Raw genomic sequence first — 20,130 nt, 5'->3', positions numbered from 1 at the left:
CCTCCATTGTCCAATATTCCTCACTGCTGCCTCCCGTAGGAGTCTGGTCCGTGTCTCAGTACCAGTGTGGGGGATCCCCCTCTCAGGGCCCCTACCCATCGTAGCCTTGGTAGGCCGTTACCCTACCAACTAGCTAATGGGACGCATGGCCATCCTCTACCGCCCGAAGGCTTTAACCGTAATATGATGCCATATAACGGTACTACGGGGCATTAATCCAAGTTTCCCTGGGCTATTCCCCTGTAGAGGGCAGGTTCCATACGCGGTGCGCACCCGTGCGCCGGTCGTCAGCGGAGCAAGCTCCCTGTTACCCCTCGACTTGCATGTGTTAGGCCTGCCGCTAGCGTTCATCCTGAGCCAGGATCAAACTCTTCATCGTTGTTCTGTTATATGTTTCCCAACGAACCAAAAAATCCGAACCCCGGCCCCGATCGTATCGATCTAATTCTTTATATTCTTTTTTTCAAAACGGTAAAAACCGTCCCGAAATTCTCTCCACAATATTTCAATGAACCAACTTTTTGTCGCCCAGCGTTTCGCTAAGCGGGTGCAAATATACGACTGTTTCCTTACCCGGCAACTTTTTGGAAAGAAAAAAATACTTTTTTTCCGGCCCCGAAGCAAAACAAAAAAACAACAATGAACGTCCGCACCTTATACTCCCCCAGCCGCCAAAAAAATCCTCCAACGGCTAACGGGCTGCAAATGTAAGCCTGTTTTTTAATTCTACAATAACTAAATCAAAAAAAAATAAAATAATTTTAATTATTTTTATAAATAACTGATTTTCAATTTTTTAAACTTTAAAAAATTGACCATAATTATCATAAACCGATAAGGCCCTGTATATCAATTATCTATTGGAAATCGTTAAATACATACAAGCACAATAGCTTATATTACAACTAGTTAAAATGGATGCTTTCTAGGAAAAGAAATTCCAAACGAGACCGAATCTAATCACAAAATCTCGATATGGATAATTTGGAGCTGCATAAAAATTATATCCACTAAAGGATGAATTGAAATGTTCTGCCTTTAAAAAAATCCGGGTTTGCTGGATCCTGGCATTTATGAAGAAATCCAACAGGGGAAAACCTCCCAATTCTTCCGTATCCTGAACAAAGAATTCACCCAAAACAGGATTATAGCCGTTCATATTATATTTTGTGAAGTACTTAAATGTCACCCCTGTTTGCAAATACATGGCCTTTTTAAAAACATCCGAAGAAAAATATAAACTGTTCCTTGTGATCAGTTGGGGAACGTTCAAAACATTGGATTCCTGCGATACCGTTTGATACATGACCGTATTGTTCAACGCGAACTTGCCAAGCTTGAATTCTTTAGCATACTTTACCTTTAAATAGGAAATGCCCGTATCTTCCTGAAAAGGCCTTATGGCGGCTTGTTCCGCTCCTTCCGTCACATCTATCAAGGGGTCTGCCGCGAAATATGCGTAATTGTCCAGGTTTGTGTATTTGGCCGATATATTTCCTATGAAATCCGAATCAAAGCTTACTTCCAAACTATTGACCCTTTCCTTTTTAAAACTGTCCATATTCTGCCAGTTATAATTAAGGTATTCGCTTTGATACAATAGAAAATTAAAATTGGGCATCCTTGAAGATGAATGCAAGTGAACTTTGAACCGATTCTTATCATTTAATCTATAGGTCGCCGAAGCATCCAATATATTGCCCGATAAATCACCTGATAGATTATACCTAAAAGCACTTTGGAGTTCAAAACCGCCAATTGTCTTTTCATAATCCGCACCTAGGGCCATTTCCGTTCCATTAAGTTGACTACCGATTTCCTGTCCGCCTTCGGTAAAAAAAACACTATTAAAAAAATAGTTGTAGTGGAACATGTTTACATTGCCCTGTAACCTTCCCAAGGTCTTATTATAAAACTCAAGGCGTACTTGATTATACGTTGTCTTAAGATTTGCCTTGTCGTTTACGGGCGATAGGATAATATCTCCAAAATAAGCATCCCCAGACGTTTGTAAAAACTGGTAATACTTGGTTTCATACCCAAAAGTATGGCCTAAAGACAAAGAGGTCTTTTCCACGTAACTGGAATCCCTGTTCCTTCTAATCAATTTATAGGCGTGTTCTAAATAATATCGTTTTCCAAGAACAACATTATCCGCATCATCGAAACGAACGTCCACTTTTGGCCTATCTCTAAAATCCGAGTCACCAGATTCAAATTGAAGCTCCTTATTTATTAGTCCGCCATTTTCCTGGGACTTTATATCTTGGGCCGCTATATGAGCCCTTAGGCTATATCTGCCATTCTTGGATTGATAATTGGTGGTCGTAGTGAAATTCCCGGAACGTATCTGATTTGAATTGTATTTTCCCAAGGACCTATGGCCTTTATAGCCAATGGAGAAATTTAACCTTCTAGAAGTATTGAATGTAAGCATGGCATCCAATAATTGACCTTGCTCCAAGGTTGTTTTGAAAAGTATATCGGTCATGGGAGTAGGTACATTATAATAAATAATGTCCTCCACTTCCCAATAATTAAAATGTTTGGCCTTTGCCCCCAGATTTGGATACATGGTAGACCTTTCAAAATCCAAACCAAGGTTATTATATGTTTGTCCAATATTGGAAAACGGCATCAGCTCAAAATCATCCCTTCTTAAATAATTGTACTTATACTCTTTTTGAATGGTCAAGGTAGTATCCAGAAAGGTCGTGTCTCTCGCAAAGGATATGATTTTATAGTTCTTTATGGTAATCTCATTGATGCTATCCCTTTTGGATTTTTCTTTCGGCAGGGGTTTTTCCTTTTTTTTTATTGAAAGTGAATCTTTTTGGGTAATGGAATCCTTGACTTTTACGGCGCTCTCCTTTTGTTGGGCACATAGGGGAAAAGTAAGACAGCCAAAGAATACTATGAGGAAATACTTCATGCGTACTTATATCAGGCGCAAAGTTAATTTTTTTTGTTCCTAAGTAAATGTGAAAGTTATTCAGTAAAATAAATAATACCTTTGGTGAACCTAAGTTTGTAATCAATCATTGTCCTTAAAATACAACGATTTAACTTATTTGTAAGTTTTCTTTGCGTATTCTAAATATTGCTAATCAAATCAATAGATATTGAATAAATTTTACCTTTTTTTTAACGAATGCGGAACAGATGAAGCAGGAAGAGGTTGTCTTGCCGGTCCGGTTACTGCCGCGGCCGTGATATTGCCGGAGGATTTTCATCATACCTTGCTGAACGACTCCAAGCTTGTATCCAGAAAAAATCGCGACCATTTAAAACCAATTATAGAAGCGCAAAGTCTAGCCTACGGCGTAGCACATATCCACCCAAAAAAAATTGACGATATTAATATTCTCAATGCATCCATTTTAGCCATGCACAAAGCCATCGATCAACTAAAGGAAGTACCGCCCCATATTATAGTTGACGGGAACAGATTTAAAAATTATAAAGGAGTACCACATACCTGCATCGTCAAAGGGGACTCAAAATACCTTAATATTGCAGCGGCCTCTATATTGGCCAAAACGGCCAGGGATGCTTATATGGAAAGAATCCACGAGGAATTCCCTATGTATAACTGGAAACAGAACAAGGGTTATCCTACCAAAGAACATAGGGCCGCCATTAAGGAGTATGGAATAACCAAGTTCCATAGAAAAAGTTTTAGGCTATTGTCTGAACAACTTACGCTAGATCTTTAAAAATCATAAATTTGCCAAAAGGCATTTCATGAAGGTAAAGCTACTGCTTACAATTCTAGGTTCCATCTTATTTATCAATTGTTCTACTGAAAAGGATACCACGACTTCTTCTTTGGCCCTCCTACCTGGGAACGTTCCTGTAATTGTTAAAATAAATGACATGGATACCTTCCTATCTGAAATAGATGGGAATGAGATACTTCAGCAGATACGGAATTCCAAGGATATTTCCCCATTGATCGACATGCTCAAGCCCTTGGGATATATGAAATCTCCATTGGGAGGGTATCTGGGACTCATGGAAGAAGGCAATAACAGTTTTGGTTTTGTTTATATTCCCGTGGATAGTATTCCGCAGGTCGCTTTGGATAGTACTCTGAACAAAAGTGTTGAAAGCATATCAAAAGGGGATTTTAAATTTATTAGATACGAGGTGGATGGTAGTGCTTTCTATAGTTCGGTCATCCAAAACAAGGAAGTAGTGGGGTCTTCGGAAGCCGCCATCGAGTCGGTTTGGAAGCATGTGGAAAATGAGACACCCGTTAAAGGGCAGTTCCTTAAATTCGATAAGATTGGAAATCCTGCGAAATCGGCACAAATCTGGTTGGACCTAAACAATGGTCGGAATCTTTTGAATAGGGTCTTTGGAGAGGAAAGCGAAACCGGGAAAGAGAAGTATTCTGACTGGCTTTCGCTTGATGTGTCGCTGGAAAAGGATGTGCTTCTTCTAAATGGCCTAGCTATAGTAAATGATTCACTACCTTCCTTTTTGGGTCTATTCTCAAATACCGGCCCTCTGTCCAATAAAACGAACACCCTTGCACCAAATGGTTTGGATTCTTTCATTTCCTTTACGTTTACAGACTTTAAAAATTTCAGCAAGAACCAAAAACGTTTTTTTGATGATACGGGAACAAGGGATTCCCTATTTACGGCCGTGGAGGAAATTGGGATTGGCCAAATGGACACAAATAGGGTACTGCTACTAAAAGCGTACGGCACAGCCAATATTTCGGATTATATACAGAGTATCCAGACCAGCTCGATGGAATATCAAGGTAGCGAGATCACGGAATTAGGAAAGGATAGCCTGCTCCGTCAAAGTTTCTATCCGTTAGTCCAAGATTTTGAACCCAATTTTGCATGCGTTATGGAAAACACCTTTGTATTTTCAGGGACACGGGAAGGATTGGAAAGGTTTATTGATTCGAACAAATCTGGGCAGACCTTTGACAAATCTCTCTTATTTGAAAACATCAAAGATCTAATCACGGAAGAATCCACATTATTATCAGTAGCCAATAGCAAAGGTATTGAGGGCAATTTAAACCGAACCGGACTGGGAAGCTTATCGCATCTTTTTAAAAATACCGACTTGACCGAATTTTTATTTAGCTCACAGATAGTATCAGATGCCGGTTTTCTACACACCAACTATTTAATAAAAAAGATAAACGCTACCGGAACCAAATCTGGCACTTTGGAAATGTTCAAGGTCCAGCTGGATTCCGATATCTACCTAAATCCGCAATTTTTCACGAATCACAGAACCCAAGGAAAGGACATCGTCGTACAAGACCAGGACAATGTGCTGTATTTGATTACAAACAAAGGAAAGGTCATCTGGAAAAAAGAACTGGAAAGTGCCGTTCAGGGCAAAATCCACGAAGTGGACATTTATAGGAACGGGAAATATCAATTGGCCTTCACGACCAATAATCGGTTTTACATCATTGATAGGAATGGTAAGGAAGTGGCACCATTTACCTTTAAATATGATGGAGGAAACCTGAATCCCTTGGCGGTCTTTGATTATTCAAACAACAAGAACTATCGATTTGTGGTCACACAAGGTGCGAAGGTTTTTATGTATAATAACGAAGGGAAAATCGTTAGCGGCTTTAAGTATACTAACGCTGAAGATACCATTACCGGGGCTCCCCAGCATTTTGTAATTGGAACCAAGGATTATTTGGTTTTCAAATTGGCCAATGGCCTTTTAAAAATTCTAGACCGGGTTGGAAATGACAGGATAAAGATTAAGGAAAAAATTTCCTTTTCGGAGAATGAGGTTAAGGTTCACCAGAATAAATTCATAGTAACCTCCAAAGACGGTTTGCTTCACGAAATAGAACCCACGGGAAAAATTGGAAAATCCAATTTGCAGCTCAATGCAGATCATGGATTTGATGCTACATCAAGAACTTTGGTAATCATGAACGATAATATACTTTCTATCCGTGGCAAGGAAGTAACCCTGGATCTTGGGGTTTATACCAAACCCACTATTTTCTATTTGAACGATAAGATTTATATATCGGTTACCGATATCCAAAATTTAAAGACCTACATGTTCGATAGTCAGGCAGAACCTATAGCTGGGTTCCCCATATATGGAGCTTCTGCCATAGATATGACCGATATGGACAATGACAAAAAACCTGAACTGGTACTCAAAGACCAGGACAACTCCATTATAGTCTATAAAATACAGTAATACAGGTTTCAAACAGGTCCGTAATCCCTGAGTGACCACTCATACAATTGCTATTGCTATTTACCAGCTTTTCCGTTAATTTTAATAGCATGTTTTATGCGAATCATTTGCTAATAAAAAACTAATTACACTATTATGAAAATCATGAATTGGCCCCGAAAATTATTTTTGGTGACGGGCATTTTATTTTTTTGTGCGACCAACTCCAATGCACAATTCCTAAAAAAGTTAGGAAAAACGGCAGAGCGGGCGGCTGAGAGGGCTGTTGAACGAAGGGTGGACAGAGAGACTACAGAAAAAACAGACCAGGCCTTGGACAGTATTTTAGAACCGGGATCCAAAAAAGGAGGTAATACCCCTGTTCCTAAAAGCGGGAAACCCGAAGAAAATACATCTGAAAATGGCAATAGCCCAGAAAACGCCTCAATGGCGAGTTCAGAAGGGCCAAAGAGTCTGGAGGTTTACAGTAAATTCGATTATGTTCCCGGAGATGTGCAACTTTTCTTTGATGATTTTGCCAATGACTTTGTGGGGGATTTCCCCTCAAAATGGGATACGAATGGAACAGGGGAGGTAGTAACCATTGACGGGGCTTCCGAAAAGTGGTTCGAAATCAAATCGGGCAGCACCTATTTTCCCAACATATCTGAGCTATCCGAAGACTATACCATTGAGTTCGATCTTGTTACCAAAGGAATCGACCGCAAAACATCAAGCCAAGCTTTCCTTAATATCAACCTTGAAGAAAACAACTCTTATGACTATTACAAGGCAGGAAAGAACGCAGTAAACGTAAGAATACCGTTCTGCCAATATATCGATGCCAATATATCGGTATGGAACAAGATAAACGGTGAAACGATCATCAACAACCGAGTGGAGACCGATATAAGGGCAGAAATATTGGAAACCCCGCACGTATCGATCGCCGTGAACGGCCAGCGCTATCGCCTTTGGATTAACGAGGTCAAGTACTTGGACATTCCTAAACTCGTCGCTCCGGGCAGTGTACTCAATTACCTGCGTTTCGAACCAACGGGCCTCGAAGACGGTAAGGACCGGATTTTCATTGGAAATCTGAAAGTTGCCAAAGGCGGTGAGGATTTAAGAAGGAAGTTATTGTCCGAAGGAAAAATATCTACCAACGCTATCCTTTTTAATTCTGGATCGGACCAATTAAAGCCCGAATCCATGGGAGTTATCCGACAAATATTCCAGGTACTGGAACAAGACTCCGGCATCAATCTTAAAATAGTGGGTCATACTGACAGTGATGGCGCCGAAGATGCGAACATGAAACTTTCAAAAAACCGTGCCGATGCCGTAAAAAACGCCCTTGTTTCCGTGTACGGAGTGGATGCCAGTAGGCTTTCCACTGATGGCAAGGGAGAATCAGAACCTGTAGGGGACAACAAAACAAGCGATGGAAAGTCGCAAAACAGAAGAGTAGAATTTATCAAACTTTAAAACAACTATAATAAAATGAAAATTACGTTCCTATTTAGCTTTGTCATCCTTTATGGCACCTCCGTGTTATTCAGCCAAAATGCATGCAGTAAATACTATCCCATGGAAGAGGGCAGTACTTTTCAATACACCATGTACGACAAAAAGGACAAGGTAGAAGGTGTTACGGACTATGTTGTTTCCAACGTAGAAAATGATGGAGGAAATACCAAAGCAACCATGAAATTGACCTATACTGATGACAAAGGAAAAAATGTCCTGGAATCCGATTATAATATTACCTGTACCGGTAACGGTGTCAAAATAGATTATGAAAGTCTGTTCCCTTCCGAAATGAAAAAGCAATATGAGGATATGGGAATAGACATGGAGATTACCGGTACCGATATTGAAATACCCAATGATCTGTCAGCCGGACAAACCTTGGACGATGCCAATGTTAGCGTTTCCATGGATATGGGGGCCATGAAAATGAAGATCAACGTAGATACTTTTGACCGCAAAGTTGAAAAAATGGAATCCGTTACCACACCAGCAGGCACCTTTGATTGCTATTTGATTACCGAAAAAAGTAAATCCAAAGTGATGATGGCTAATATGGAAATGAGTAATAAGGTTTGGATTTCTGAAGGTGTGGGAATGATAAAGCAGGAGTCTTACGGAAAGAACGGCAAGCTTATGAGTAGAATGGAATTGACTAAGTATAGTAAATAGGTTCCAATGAAAAACAAAAAACCTCGGTTACACCGAGGTTTTTTGTTTTATTTCCGCTTTAAACAAGGCTTCAAAATGTCCGATGAGTTTTTGTTTTACCTCATCCATATCAACGGTTGTTTTTCCCAATTCCACGTTTAAAGAGGTTACGGCTTTGTCCTTGATACCGCAGGGTATCATCATATCGAAATAGCCCAGATCGGCATTTACATTTAATGCAAAACCGTGCATGGTCACCCATCGGCTGGCACGCACGCCCATGGCGCAAATCTTTCGGGCAAAAGGTGTGCCGACATCCAGCCAGACCCCCGTTTCCCCTTTGGAACGTTCGGCCTTCAAACCATATTCGGCCAAAGTCAAAATGACCATTTCTTCCAATAAACGGAGGTATTTGTGTATATCCGTAAAGAAATTATCCAAATCAAGAATGGGGTAGCCTACAATCTGGCCCGGCCCGTGATAGGTGATATCCCCTCCCCTGTTGATTTCATAAAATTTGGCACCTTTTTCATTAAGTTCCTCCTCGTTTACCAAAAGGTTTTGGATATCCCCACTTTTGCCCAAGGTATATACATGCGGATGCTCCACGAAAATGAAATGGTTGGGGGTTTCCAAAGCAGTCTCCTCCCTCCTGTTCCTGATCTTCAAATCCAATATTTGCTGAAACAAAAGTTCCTGGTAATCCCAAGTCTCCTTATAATCCTTGACGCCCAAGTCCTCCAAAAAAACGGTTTTGTTCATGGTGCAAAGATACGAATACGAAAAGGCACCTATCTATTTTTCCAGCTCCACTTCAATATTGATGGACTCCGGGTCTTTTAGCATATCCAAAAAGTTTACCTCGTAAATCATGGTTTTACCATCCATGGAAAATGTGGCATCTTCAACATTGGTGGATTTCACCCTTTTTGGAAAATGATACTTAAAGGTGTACGTGGAACCGCCCAAAAACATTTCCGTACTCTGTAGGCTATCCAAACTTTTCTGAAACAATTCCTGGTCCTTAATTTTGGCCGCTCTAACAAAACGGCTTCCCGTAAAGGAATAGGAAACCTCGGTAGCATCGTTTCCAGAATTGTTTGGCACAGGTTGATCGTCAGCCGAGGGACCCATGGAACTGGCGTTTTGAAAAGTATTAAAGGCGTCATTGACATCGGAAACATCCTTAAAATCTGAGAACATTTCAAAATTCATAATTCCGCTGGGCGCATCTACCACCATATGGAAGCTAAAAGGTTCCAATTTTTTCAATTTTTCCTGTTCTTCCAAGGGCAATTTAGCGATACTATCACGTTTTTCTCGCAAAAGGTCCTTGAAAACGATCGTAGAGTCCATAACCTCCTCCATTTTAAGGCTATCGTTCTCCGGTAGCATAGACATCATTTCGCTTCCATCGAAACCAATACTCAATTTTCCGGAGCCGTCCGCATTGAAATATATTTCCTCGTTAAAATTACAGGCAACGAACAGGGCCATTAAAATAAAGGACCACAATACCCTTCTTGCTCCCATATAAAGTATATTTTAGTTTGGATTGTTCAAGATAACCAATGCAGCGATAACCCCTGGTACCCAGCCACAAAAAGTTAATAACAGAACAATTAAAAAAGATCCACACCCTTTTCCAATTACGGAAAGGGGAGGAAATAAAATTGCCAATATGACCCGTATTAAACTCATTTTGATTTTTGATTTTGATTGATGTACTTATTAGTTGCTAAAGTATATGATTTGTTACAACCATGTACTTCATGGATAAAAAAATGATACCCTTTACTTATTTGACCGCGATAAAAATGAAACCATAACCCAAATATTTCGTAACTAGTGTATGAAAATACAAATTAGGAAAATGAACACTTTTAAGATTATAGCCCTCATTCTATTATTTATTAACTGCACGACTAGTGAGGATGAATTTTTAGTCAGTTCTGAAGAACTAAGTTCAAAAGAGCAAAAAGAATTCAAATATTTGGCATTGGGCGATAGTTATACGGTTGGAGAAAGTGTTTCGTCAAATCAAAGTTTTCCTATGCAACTCTCAGAAAGCCTTGAAAATGTTTTAAATACAAGTGTAGGAACAAAAATAATTGCGAAAACCGGTTGGCGAACCGATGACCTTCAAAACGGCATTGGGAATACGAGAATAGACAAACCTCAAGATTTGGTCACCCTTTTGATTGGGGTCAATAATCAATACCAGGGCAAACCTTTTGAACAATATGAAAAGGAATTTCCAGAACTACTAAGCACTGCCCTTGACTTTGTGGAAGGTAATGCTGAAAAGTTGGTGGTCATCTCCATTCCGGATTATGCTTTTACCCCTTTTGGTCAATCTAGGGATGTCGATAAAATATCAAGGGAAATTGATCGATATAACGCGTTTGCCAGGTCCATCGCAATTGAAAACAAGGTACGCTTTGTTGAAATTACGGATATTACCAGATCGGGGTTGGAGCAGCCCCAACTTGTAGCGAGTGACGGTCTACATCCCTCTGGAGATGCGTATAGTAAATTTGTGGATCGCATCTTTCCTTTGGTGGTGGAACGTTTTAAAGATTAGCGCATTCTTACCTATATTTGCGGCTTTAAACAAAACGTCATGCAATTATCCGAACAAGAGGTAATACGAAGAGAGAAGTTGGGGAAATTAAGGGAGTTGGGCATCAATCCTTATCCTGCGGAATTATATCCCGTTGATACCACATCCAAAGGAATCAAAAATGGGTATGAAGAAGGAAAAAAGGTAACGATTGCCGGAAGGTTGATGTCTCGCCGAATTCAGGGAAAAGCCTCCTTTGCAGAAATTCAGGACAGTGAGGGCCGTATACAGGTCTATTTCAACCGAGACGAGATTTGCACCGGGGAGGACAAGACCCTATACAACGAAGTTTACAAGAAACTGTTGGACATTGGAGATATCATAGGAATTGAAGGAGAATTGTTTACCACCCAAGTAGGTGAAAAAACGGTGATGGTAAAGAACTTCAAAATGTTGAGCAAGGCCTTGAGACCTTTGCCACTTCCAAAACAGGATGCCGAAGGAAAAGTGTACGATGAATTCAATGATCCAGAATTACGATACCGCCAGCGGTATGTAGATTTGGTGGTGAATCCAAAGGTGAAGGAAACCTTCATCAAAAGAACCAAAATTACGAACAGCATTCGCGAGTTTTATAACAGTAGGGGTTATTTGGAGGTTGAAACGCCTATTTTACAGCCAATCCCAGGAGGAGCGGCAGCAAGGCCATTTTTGACCCACCACAATGCGCTGAACATCCCGTTATATTTACGTATCGCCAACGAATTGTACTTAAAGCGCTTGATCGTAGGCGGCTTCGATGGTGTGTACGAGTTTTCGAAGGATTTTAGGAACGAGGGCATGGACCGTACGCACAATCCGGAGTTCACGGTGATGGAATTGTATGTGGCCTACAAGGACTACAATTGGATGATGGACACCACGGAGCAATTGCTGGAAAAAGTGGCCATGGATGCCAACGGATCTACCAAGGTAAAAGTGGGCCCCAACGAAATTGAGTTCAAGGCTCCGTATGCCAGGGTACCTATTTTGGAGGCGATAAAAATCCACACGGGTATCGATGTTTCCCAAATGGAGGAGGATGAACTTAGGGCAACGGCCAAAAAATTAGGGTTGGAAGTGGACGACACCATGGGCGTAGGTAAATTGATCGATGAGATTTTCGGGGAGAAATGTGAACATCATTATATTCAGCCAACCTTTATCACCGATTACCCAAAGGAAATGAGCCCGTTGACCAAGGAGCATAGAACTAACCCTAAGCTTACAGAGCGTTTTGAACTGATGGTGAACGGTAAGGAATTGGCGAATGCCTATTCTGAGTTGAACGATCCTATTGACCAGCGCGAACGCTTTGAAGATCAACTAAAACTTTCCGAAAAGGGAGACGACGAAGCCATGTTTATCGATCAGGATTTTTTAAGGGCCTTGGAATATGGCATGCCCCCTACTTCGGGTATAGGAATAGGTATTGACCGTTTGGTGATGTTGATGACCAACAATTCCTCTATCCAAGAGGTTTTGTTCTTCCCCCAGATGCGACCTGAGAAAAAACCTATTCAACTTTCCGAAAATGAAAAGGCCATTTTCGATATCCTCAAAAAGGAAAAAAGCTTGTCACTGGATGATTTAAAATCCCAATCCGGGTTAAGCAATAAGGCCTGGGACAAGGGAATCAAAGGTTTAACAGGTCAAAAGTTGGCCAAAGTCCAAAAGGAAAATGATGCACTTCTAGTTTCAATAATGGAATAAGGGTTATTATTCCTGCTGACGGTAGTGCTTAATAATTATACTTAGTTATTCGGGCAAAAAATCATAGTTTAGACCCATATTGATAAAACCCATGGGACTAAGCAAAAAATGGGGGCTGTTTTTAGGCCCCTTACTTTTTCTACTTCTGAGCAGCCTGCCCACTGACTTGATTTCAGAAAACGCCGATGCCGTTGTGGCGGTGGCCCTCTGGATGGTCGTTTGGTGGATTACGGAAGCGGTTTCTATATCGGTCACGGCCCTACTCCCCTTGCTGCTGTTCCCCCTATTAAAAATAATGCCTATGGAGGATGTGGGTGCCAATTATGGGAGCCCCATTGTCTTTCTGTTCTTTGGTGGTTTTGTGATGGCCTTGGCTTTGGAAAAAGTAAACCTCCATAAACGCATAGCCCTGTCCATCATACGAATCACGGGCACTACGCCCAATAAAGTCATTTTGGGCTTTATGATCGCCACGGCAACGTTGAGTATGTGGATCAGCAATACGGCCAGTACCGTGGTCATGTTGCCCATTGCCATGTCTGTCATACAATTATTGATAAATGATGAAGATGGTTTTACCAAAAGTGACCGTAATTTTGCCCTGAGCGTGATGTTGGGAATCGCATTTTCCGCCAACGCCGGGGGTATTGCCACGGTCATTGGAACTCCTCCAAATTCCGTCCTCATCGGTCTTTTGGAAAACGAATATGATATTGAAATATCCTTTTTGAAATGGATGATAATAGGGCTTCCCTTTTCGGTGATAATGATAGCCCTTTGCTACTTTGTTTTGGTAAAATTAATGTTTCCCAACGGAGCCCTAAGATTCAATGCCTCCAAAAGCATTATCAATAATGAGTTGAAAAAGCTAGGACCAACATCGGCAAAAGAAAAAATGGTATTGGTGATTTTTGGGATTACGGTTTTCCTATGGGTTTTTAGGACCGTCATCAACTCCATTTTTCCATTTCTGGGCTTGTCGGATGCCATGATAAGCATGTTCGCGGCCATTTCCCTTTTTGCAGTTCCATTTAATCTAAAAAAAGGTGATTTTATTTTGGATTGGAAGGATACCCAAAAATTGGCTTGGGGCATACTTGTATTGTTCGGTGGAGGATTGGCCCTGGCCAAAGGTATGTCCGTAACGGGCATTGTGGACCTAGTGGCGGGAGCCATTGCGGAAAGTGACATTAGCGTGCTCTTTACGGCAGCCCTATTGATATTTTTAATGTTGTTCATGACGGAACTGATGAGCAACGTGGCCCTTGTAGCCGTATTGGCCCCTGTGGTCGCGGGAATCGCCATAGGTCTGGGACTACCCATTGTTTACTTGTTGATACCTATTACGATGGCAAGTAGTTGCGCCTTTATGCTCCCCATGGCTACGCCACCAAATGCCATCGTTTTTGCCAGTGGATATATTAAGGTCCATGAAATGGCCAAAGCAGGCATTGTTCTAAACCTAATCGCAGTGCTTCTATTAGTTGGTTTGTTTCAATTTATCCTGCCCTTGCTTTTTTAGGAACTTGACCTAAAAAAACCTGAAACTTTTGAAAATACCACAAAAAGATAAAGCCCTTGCTGGCGCAAAGGCTTTATACCTAACTAATTCAGTCCCGATGGCAAACGGGTTATAAAATGATATTGCCTACTTAGAAGACGCCAAAAAATCAAGATTGTTACAAAATAGGCTTATGATTTTGTTAACAAGGCCTTAAATTAATTTTTCGGTTCTTTGAAAAATTGACCAAATTCCAAAAATCAATGCATAAAAAATTACTGTTTACGCTACTCACAGCAGTCTGTTTGCTTAGTTTTCAAACTATCGAGGCACAAATTTTCAAAAAGAAAAACAAGAAAACTGAAACACCGGCGGAAAAGCCCAGCAAGGATAAAATACAACCTTATGATAAAGTGATCACAAAGGAGGCGAAAACGGATACAGGGCTCTTCGATGTGCATATAGTGGACGACAAACATTACTATGAAATCCCAGATTCCCTGTTCAATAGGGAAATGTTGATGGTAAGCCGAATTGCAAAAACCGCTTCGGAAATAGGTTTTGGAGGGGGAAAGATTAATACCCAAGTACTGAGATGGGAAAAAAAGGATAAGAAAGTGCTCCTACGTGTCGTATCCCACGACGTAGTTGCGGCCGATTCCCTTCCGGTACATGAAGCCGTGGTAAATTCAAACTTTGAACCTGTTTTGTATGCTTTTGATATCAAGGCCTTCAAAAAAGATTCCCTTAACCCTGCAACTGTAATCGAAATAGATGAATCTTTACCAAAGATACCAAGGCCTTTGGAATGCCGGAATCCTATAGAAAACGCTATAAGGTTTCTCGCTTGGATGATAGTCGAAGTTTTATCGAAAGCATAAAAAGTTATCCCTTGAACGTGGAGGCCAGACATGTAAAAACATACTTGGCCGGAGAACCTCCCAGCAATGGAAGTTTAGGTTCCATATCCATAGAAATAAACAATTCCATGGTACTGCTGCCAAAGGAACCTATGAAAAGGCGCTATTTTGACCGAAGGGTTGGTTGGTTCGCCAGGGGACAGGTGGATTATGGACTGAATGCCCAAGAGAGCAAAACCATCACCTTTTTGGACCGATGGCGTTTGGAGGTAAAGGATGAGGACATTGAAAAATTCAAGAGGGGGGAGCTTGTAGAACCTAAAAAACAGATTGTGTATTATGTGGACAGGGCAACACCCAAGCAATGGGTGCCTTTTATAAAAAAGGGTATCGAGGACTGGCAAGCGGCCTTTGAAGAAGCAGGCTTTAAAAATGCTATCATAGCCAAGGACCCTCCTACACCCGAGGAGGATCCGGAGTGGTCCCCGGAGGACGTTCGTTATTCCGTGGTCAGATATTTGGCCTCTCCTATTCCCAACGCCAATGGGCCGCACGTAAGCGATCCACGAAGTGGGGAAATCTTGGAATCTGACATCAACTGGTACCACAACGTAATGAGCCTATTACGTAATTGGTTTTTTGTACAAACCGCCGCGATCAATCCGTCTGCCCAAGGAGTTCAGTTTGATGAAGAAGTCATGGGTAGGTTGATCCGTTTTGTTTCTTCTCACGAGGTTGGCCATACGTTGGGCTTGCCTCATAATATGGGAAGCAGCGTTGCCTATCCTGTAGACTCTTTGCGCTCCGCAAGCTTCACAAAAAAGTACGGAACCGCACCTTCGATTATGGATTATGCTCGTTTTAATTATGTGGCCCAACCCGGTGATGAGGGCGTTGCCCTAATGCCGGGCATTGGTGTTTATGACAAATATGCCATTAAATGGGGATATAAGCCGATTTTGGACAAATCGGCGACCGAGGAAAAACCCATTTTGGACCAATGGATTTTAGAGCATGCAGGTGACCCTCTGTACAGGTTTGGCCATCAGCAAGTGGGCGATATCGTAGATCCCAGTTCCCAAACGGAGGATTTGGGCGATAATGCCATCAAGGCGAGCCAATATGGCATAGCCAATTTGCAAAGAATCGTTCCTAAATTAATCGAGTGGACCCAAGAAGACGGTAAAAACTATGACGACCTAGAAACACTCTACGGACAGGTAATCGCTCAATACAACCGGTACATGGTCCATGTCTCGAACAACATTGGCGGGGTCTATGAATATCATAAAACATACGACCAAGAGGGCGCGGTATATACCCATGTAGCTGCGGAGCATCAGGAAAACTGTATGGAGTTCCTACAGGAGGAATTGTTCCAAACCCCTGAATGGTTATTGGACCAAGATATTTTTGGAAGGATACAGTATTCCGGATTCGTGGAACGTATCCGCTCCATACAGGAACGTACCTTGAACAACATCATGAGTCTTGGAAAAATGGCGCGCTTGGTAGAAAATGAGGCGGCCAATGGGGACGATGCATATACTTTGGTGGAAATGATGGACGATTTAAGAAAAGCAATTTGGTCTGAATTATCATCGGGAAGAACCATAGATACGTATCGAAGAAATCTACAAAAGGCCCATGTGGACCGTTTGGCCTATTTGATGACGGCAGAGAACCAGAAAAAACTATCGGATTTTGGCGGCTATAGAAAATCGACCGAAGTGAATACCAGTCAGTCCGATATACGCTCCGTTGCAAGGGCCGAACTGAACCTATTAAAAAGAAATATTAGGAATGCCGTTGGCAAAACTTCCGATAGAATGAGCAGGTATCATTTAGAGGATGTTGCGCAGCGAATTGACCACATTTTAGACCCGGAATAAAAAATGGTGTTTTTGGCCATCATCGACCAAATACCAAAAAATCCGACGAAAATATTCGTTTTACCACATTAGAATTGTATTTGCCATCAAAAAAAGCCCATTTCACAACAATGGGCTTTTTTGTACGTTCTTATTTTATAGTTTAGAATCAAAATTATCAAAACCCCCAAATCATGAATAATAAAATCAAAAGTCTAGTCTACCTAAGTTGTTTTATCATCGCTGCCGTATTTTATCATTTTCAAATCCATGGTGAATCCCGTCAATTGGCACCTCAAAATGAAGAAATGGCCAAAGCGGATATCGTTGTAGAACCTTTTTCTGAAAATATCAGCAACGAAGCTGTCCAATAAGAACATCACCTAAAATATATAAAAGCGCGACCTTACCGGTCGCGCTTTTTTTTTGCCCCAATCGTACAAGTGAAGTTAAATTCCTCTTAAATGCCTTACTTATTTTAAACCATTCGAGTTACGATCTGTCCTATCTACAAAATCCATAAAAAATAACGTGATGAAAAAAATTGTATTAGCAGCCCTTTTATTGGTAGGCATTACTGCCATGGCGCAAGAACAGAACAGAAAAGAAGGTAGGAGACAAATGGCGGATTTAACCCCAGAACAAATGGCAACTCTACAGACCAAAAGAATGACCTTGGCCTTGGACCTTACCGAAGATCAGCAATCCAAAATACAGGAAATGTTCGCCAAAAATGCGGCCGAGAGAAAGGCTAAAATGGAATCCTATAAAGCTAGCAAGGAACGTGGGGAAACACTCTCCGATGATGAGAAATTTGCCCTGAAAAACGAACGCTTGGATAAACAGATAGCCCATAAGGAGGAGATGAAATCCATCTTGAACAACGAACAATATGACAAATGGGAAAATATGCGCCATAAAAGAGGAAAACATAGAAAAGGACAGGACAGGAACCGCAAAGCGGAAAAGAAATAGGTTGTTTAGTTGGTTGATTGTTAGGAAAAGACCTTGTTTTTATAACAGGGTCTTTTTTTGTGGATATCCAAAAACACATATTTATGATATTTTGAGACTACTTTCAAATCATTGTTCAAAAGAACCTGGCCGTAAAGGTGCGCTTAGATCCAATCCAAGGATTTAATAAAAAACGTAACAATAAGGCCCTGTTTACGTCCTATAATCAAATTCATCAACCAATCAAACATGATTCTTTTACGAAAAAACAAGTTCAAAGTAGTATTGGGCACAGGTCTCCTTGCATTACTGTGTATACTTTGGGAATACTACAATGGCGGAGTGATTACGCACCATTTGCTGGCAAGGAAGGATTTGCCGGGCATTTCCAATTGGTGGGGTTTATTGACCCTGCCTACCCTGGCATGGATTTCCCTAACCGTTATATTAGAAAGACAAAACAAAAACCAAGGCACCGAAAATATGGTAATACGTCGTTTTCTGGCAGCCTTCATTTTTGGGGCTTTAGCTTCCTTGTTATGGGAATTCAAGTTGGATGAAATCCTCCAATACTATATTCTTTTGCCCCTTCCCATTGCTCTTTTTAAACCAGTTCATTTACCGGAATACCTGTTGGGGTTTGTAATTGGAATGCTTTTTACGTTTGGAGGAATACTCCCTATTATAGTCGGTTTGGTTTTAATGCTTATATGTTTTTTGATTTATAAATTCGTGCGGATTTTAAAATCATTATTTTGAAAGGTGGAAAGTCCAAAATATATCCCATAAAAATAAAAAAAAGACAACAGGATGAAAGCGATAATCTGCCAAAAATATGGACCACCGGAGGTATTAAAAATAGTTACCTTACCCAAACCTGTTCCCAACGACGATGAAATTCTGGTCAAAATAATGGCAACTACCATCAATTCGGCAGATGTTAGGATACGGGGACTCAAAGTGGAAGGTATCATGAAACTGGTCATGCGATTGGTCATTGGTTTCAACAAACCCCGTAAATCCATTTTGGGAACCGTTTTTTCGGGTTGTGTTGAAGCGGTTGGTAGTAAGGTCACCCGCTTTAAGATTGGTGAAAACGTTTTTGGAATGACCGGCCTTACATTTGGTTCGAATGCGGAGTATATCACTATCAATGAAAATAAGCCTGTAATTACCGCTCCAAAGAATGCCAGTTTTGAGGAGTCTGCCGCCATTATTTTTGGTGGACAGTCCGCCATTTATTTTTTGGAGAAAGCGGGAATTGCTAGAAAGCAGAATATAAAGGTCCTAATTTATGGGGCGACCGGCTCTGTAGGAGCAGCGGCCGTTCAAATTGCACATTCGTACAATGCTGATATTACCGCGGTGTGCAGCACCCGGGGTAAAGCACTCATGGAAAAATTGGGCGTGAAAAAAGTGCTTTTCTACGACCAAGGGGAGTTCGAGGAACATACCTCCAAATACGATATTGTTTTTGATGCCGTGGGAAAGGCCTCAAAGAAAAAGTGTAGGTCCTTGTTGGAGAAGGATGGGGTTTTCAAGACCGTTGAAGGTATGGATGTTGCTTCAGAGTCAACAAGCCAACTGGAAAAACTTAAGGAGCTATTTGAAATGGAACGGTACGATGCTATTATAGACAAAGTATTTCCTATGGACCAAGTTGTAGAAGCCCACCGTTATGTGGACCAAGGTCACAAAAAGGGCAATGTTGTGCTGAGAATAGGGTGAAATAGTAAAACGTCCTGCTCATACCCTAAGGTTCCGTACCTCCTTTTCCAAAAGAATCGTTAAATTGAAAGGGATTACAGTTTTTCCAACAACATTCTAAATTACCAGATTTGCTTTCCTATAAAACCAAACGAAAATTTAGAAAAATTCTATCCTTTGGTATTATTTGGACTCTATTGGGGTGGTTATTCCTATTTATTGAACAATCGGCACTTATTGATGCCAAGACTTCTCAACAAGAAGCTATTGAGGTAACTCCAAAAATTTTTTTATTTGCTAGTTTGGCCGTTTTCTTGGTCGGGATGTTCGTTGGGTATCTGGAACTGACCTTTTTGAACAAACTATTTAACCCGAGTTTCCTAAAAAGAAGGAGCATAATGAGTTTGTAATTTTATGGTGCGAACTATAAAACATCTCAAAATGCTCCAGGACAAAGTTATAGCAATATATTGTTTGGTCGACGACCTATTGAAAGAAATGAACCATAGCGAACACAATAACAGGAAATTCACGGACGGACAGGTAATC

16 protein-coding genes, 1 rRNA gene and 1 pseudogene are annotated in these 20,130 nt (G+C 41.0%); 13 read left to right on the top strand and 5 right to left on the bottom strand.

The features are described 5' to 3' along the window. Together BFP75_RS18365 and BFP75_RS18355 are read right to left on the bottom strand one after the other, a co-directional pair. Nucleotides 1–379: ribosomal RNA gene (locus tag BFP75_RS18365) — 16S ribosomal RNA — on the bottom strand; the annotation flags it as partial. Between the two features lie 546 nt (nucleotides 380–925). After that, entirely contained in the window at nucleotides 926–2,932 is a 2,007-nt protein-coding gene (locus BFP75_RS18355) for a putative porin (protein WP_099546797.1), read from the bottom strand. Between the two features lie 187 nt (nucleotides 2,933–3,119). Between BFP75_RS18355 and BFP75_RS18350 the strand changes: the two genes are divergently transcribed. The 4 genes from BFP75_RS18350 to BFP75_RS18335 all read left to right on the top strand — a co-directional run bounded on the left by BFP75_RS18350 (nucleotide 3,120) and on the right by BFP75_RS18335 (nucleotide 8,394). Next, nucleotides 3,120–3,716 (top strand): ribonuclease HII, encoded by a 597-nt coding sequence (locus BFP75_RS18350; protein WP_099546796.1) that lies wholly within the window; start codon nucleotides 3,120–3,122, stop codon nucleotides 3,714–3,716. A 28-nt stretch (nucleotides 3,717–3,744) separates the two neighbouring features. Continuing rightward, complete coding sequence (locus BFP75_RS18345) at nucleotides 3,745–6,213, top strand: ribonuclease HII (RefSeq protein WP_099546795.1); 2,469 nt, start codon at nucleotides 3,745–3,747, stop codon at nucleotides 6,211–6,213. Between the two features lie 135 nt (nucleotides 6,214–6,348). Beyond that, entirely contained in the window at nucleotides 6,349–7,680 is a 1,332-nt protein-coding gene (locus tag BFP75_RS18340) for an OmpA family protein (protein WP_099546794.1), read from the top strand. Between the two features lie 15 nt (nucleotides 7,681–7,695). Further along, on the top strand, nucleotides 7,696–8,394 hold the full coding sequence (locus tag BFP75_RS18335) for a hypothetical protein (RefSeq protein ID WP_099546793.1): 699 nt from the start codon (nucleotides 7,696–7,698) through the stop codon (nucleotides 8,392–8,394). Between the two features lie 27 nt (nucleotides 8,395–8,421). Here BFP75_RS18335 and lipB read toward each other — a convergent pair whose 3' ends face one another. The 3 genes from lipB to BFP75_RS18320 are packed head-to-tail and all read right to left on the bottom strand — an operon-like array spanning nucleotide 8,422 to nucleotide 10,074. Further along, nucleotides 8,422–9,135: a lipoyl(octanoyl) transferase LipB gene (lipB, locus tag BFP75_RS18330; RefSeq protein ID WP_099546792.1), complete on the bottom strand. Its 714-nt coding sequence runs from the start codon at nucleotides 9,133–9,135 to the stop codon at nucleotides 8,422–8,424. A 33-nt stretch (nucleotides 9,136–9,168) separates the two neighbouring features. Then, nucleotides 9,169–9,906, bottom strand: coding sequence for a hypothetical protein (locus BFP75_RS18325; RefSeq protein ID WP_165776634.1), 738 nt, complete (start codon nucleotides 9,904–9,906; stop codon nucleotides 9,169–9,171). Nucleotides 9,907–9,918: 12 nt separating this feature from the next. Further along, the gene (locus BFP75_RS18320; RefSeq protein WP_099546791.1) at nucleotides 9,919–10,074 is read right to left on the bottom strand and encodes a YqaE/Pmp3 family membrane protein; all 156 of its coding nucleotides are present in this window, start codon (nucleotides 10,072–10,074) and stop codon (nucleotides 9,919–9,921) included. Between the two features lie 151 nt (nucleotides 10,075–10,225). Between BFP75_RS18320 and BFP75_RS18315 the strand changes: the two genes are divergently transcribed. The 9 genes and pseudogenes from BFP75_RS18315 to BFP75_RS18275 all read left to right on the top strand — a co-directional run bounded on the left by BFP75_RS18315 (nucleotide 10,226) and on the right by BFP75_RS18275 (nucleotide 19,991). Beyond that, the gene (locus tag BFP75_RS18315) at nucleotides 10,226–10,957 is read left to right on the top strand and encodes an SGNH/GDSL hydrolase family protein (protein ID WP_240531829.1); all 732 of its coding nucleotides are present in this window, start codon (nucleotides 10,226–10,228) and stop codon (nucleotides 10,955–10,957) included. A 39-nt stretch (nucleotides 10,958–10,996) separates the two neighbouring features. Next, nucleotides 10,997–12,688: a lysine--tRNA ligase gene (gene lysS / locus BFP75_RS18310; protein ID WP_099546790.1), complete on the top strand. Its 1,692-nt coding sequence runs from the start codon at nucleotides 10,997–10,999 to the stop codon at nucleotides 12,686–12,688. Nucleotides 12,689–12,779: 91 nt separating this feature from the next. Further along, nucleotides 12,780–14,210, top strand: coding sequence for an SLC13 family permease (locus BFP75_RS18305; RefSeq protein ID WP_099546789.1), 1,431 nt, complete (start codon nucleotides 12,780–12,782; stop codon nucleotides 14,208–14,210). Nucleotides 14,211–14,452: 242 nt separating this feature from the next. Beyond that, nucleotides 14,453–16,941, top strand: a pseudogene (locus BFP75_RS18300) (zinc-dependent metalloprotease). Nucleotides 16,942–17,114: 173 nt separating this feature from the next. Continuing rightward, nucleotides 17,115–17,294, top strand: a complete 180-nt coding sequence (locus BFP75_RS18295) for a hypothetical protein (RefSeq protein WP_099546788.1) — start codon at nucleotides 17,115–17,117, stop codon at nucleotides 17,292–17,294. A 160-nt stretch (nucleotides 17,295–17,454) separates the two neighbouring features. Next, on the top strand, nucleotides 17,455–17,895 hold the full coding sequence (locus tag BFP75_RS18290; RefSeq protein ID WP_099546787.1) for a hypothetical protein: 441 nt from the start codon (nucleotides 17,455–17,457) through the stop codon (nucleotides 17,893–17,895). Between the two features lie 228 nt (nucleotides 17,896–18,123). Then, nucleotides 18,124–18,633 (top strand): hypothetical protein, encoded by a 510-nt coding sequence (locus BFP75_RS18285; RefSeq protein WP_099546786.1) that lies wholly within the window; start codon nucleotides 18,124–18,126, stop codon nucleotides 18,631–18,633. A gap of 51 nt (nucleotides 18,634–18,684) precedes the next feature. Then, entirely contained in the window at nucleotides 18,685–19,602 is a 918-nt protein-coding gene (locus BFP75_RS18280) for an NAD(P)-dependent alcohol dehydrogenase (RefSeq protein ID WP_099546785.1), read from the top strand. A 110-nt stretch (nucleotides 19,603–19,712) separates the two neighbouring features. Further along, nucleotides 19,713–19,991 carry a hypothetical protein gene (locus BFP75_RS18275; RefSeq protein WP_099546784.1) on the top strand — a complete coding sequence of 93 codons (279 nt, stop codon included), beginning with the start codon at nucleotides 19,713–19,715 and terminating at the stop codon, nucleotides 19,989–19,991. Nucleotides 19,992–20,130 lie beyond the last annotated feature (139 nt).

It is taken from the genome of Maribacter sp. 4G9, from assembly GCF_002742265.1.
Lineage (GTDB): Bacteria > Bacteroidota > Bacteroidia > Flavobacteriales > Flavobacteriaceae > Maribacter.
The sequence above is the reverse complement of the archived record's forward strand: the minus strand, read 5'-3'. Positions and strand labels throughout refer to the sequence as shown.

Coding starts and splice junctions, on each gene's coding strand:
- BFP75_RS18355 (WP_099546797.1), bottom strand. CDS start 2,932: ATGAAGTATTTCCTCATAGTATTCTTTGGCTGTCTTACTTTTCCCCTA.
- BFP75_RS18345 (WP_099546795.1), top strand. CDS start 3,745: ATGAAGGTAAAGCTACTGCTTACAATTCTAGGTTCCATCTTATTTATC.
- BFP75_RS18340 (WP_099546794.1), top strand. CDS start 6,349: ATGAAAATCATGAATTGGCCCCGAAAATTATTTTTGGTGACGGGCATT.
- BFP75_RS18335 (WP_099546793.1), top strand. CDS start 7,696: ATGAAAATTACGTTCCTATTTAGCTTTGTCATCCTTTATGGCACCTCC.
- lipB (WP_099546792.1), bottom strand. CDS start 9,135: ATGAACAAAACCGTTTTTTTGGAGGACTTGGGCGTCAAGGATTATAAG.
- BFP75_RS18325 (WP_165776634.1), bottom strand. CDS start 9,906: ATGGGAGCAAGAAGGGTATTGTGGTCCTTTATTTTAATGGCCCTGTTC.
- BFP75_RS18320 (WP_099546791.1), bottom strand. CDS start 10,074: ATGAGTTTAATACGGGTCATATTGGCAATTTTATTTCCTCCCCTTTCC.
- BFP75_RS18315 (WP_240531829.1), top strand. CDS start 10,226: ATGAAAATACAAATTAGGAAAATGAACACTTTTAAGATTATAGCCCTC.
- lysS (WP_099546790.1), top strand. CDS start 10,997: ATGCAATTATCCGAACAAGAGGTAATACGAAGAGAGAAGTTGGGGAAA.
- BFP75_RS18305 (WP_099546789.1), top strand. CDS start 12,780: ATGGGACTAAGCAAAAAATGGGGGCTGTTTTTAGGCCCCTTACTTTTT.
- BFP75_RS18295 (WP_099546788.1), top strand. CDS start 17,115: ATGAATAATAAAATCAAAAGTCTAGTCTACCTAAGTTGTTTTATCATC.
- BFP75_RS18290 (WP_099546787.1), top strand. CDS start 17,455: ATGAAAAAAATTGTATTAGCAGCCCTTTTATTGGTAGGCATTACTGCC.
- BFP75_RS18285 (WP_099546786.1), top strand. CDS start 18,124: ATGATTCTTTTACGAAAAAACAAGTTCAAAGTAGTATTGGGCACAGGT.
- BFP75_RS18280 (WP_099546785.1), top strand. CDS start 18,685: ATGAAAGCGATAATCTGCCAAAAATATGGACCACCGGAGGTATTAAAA.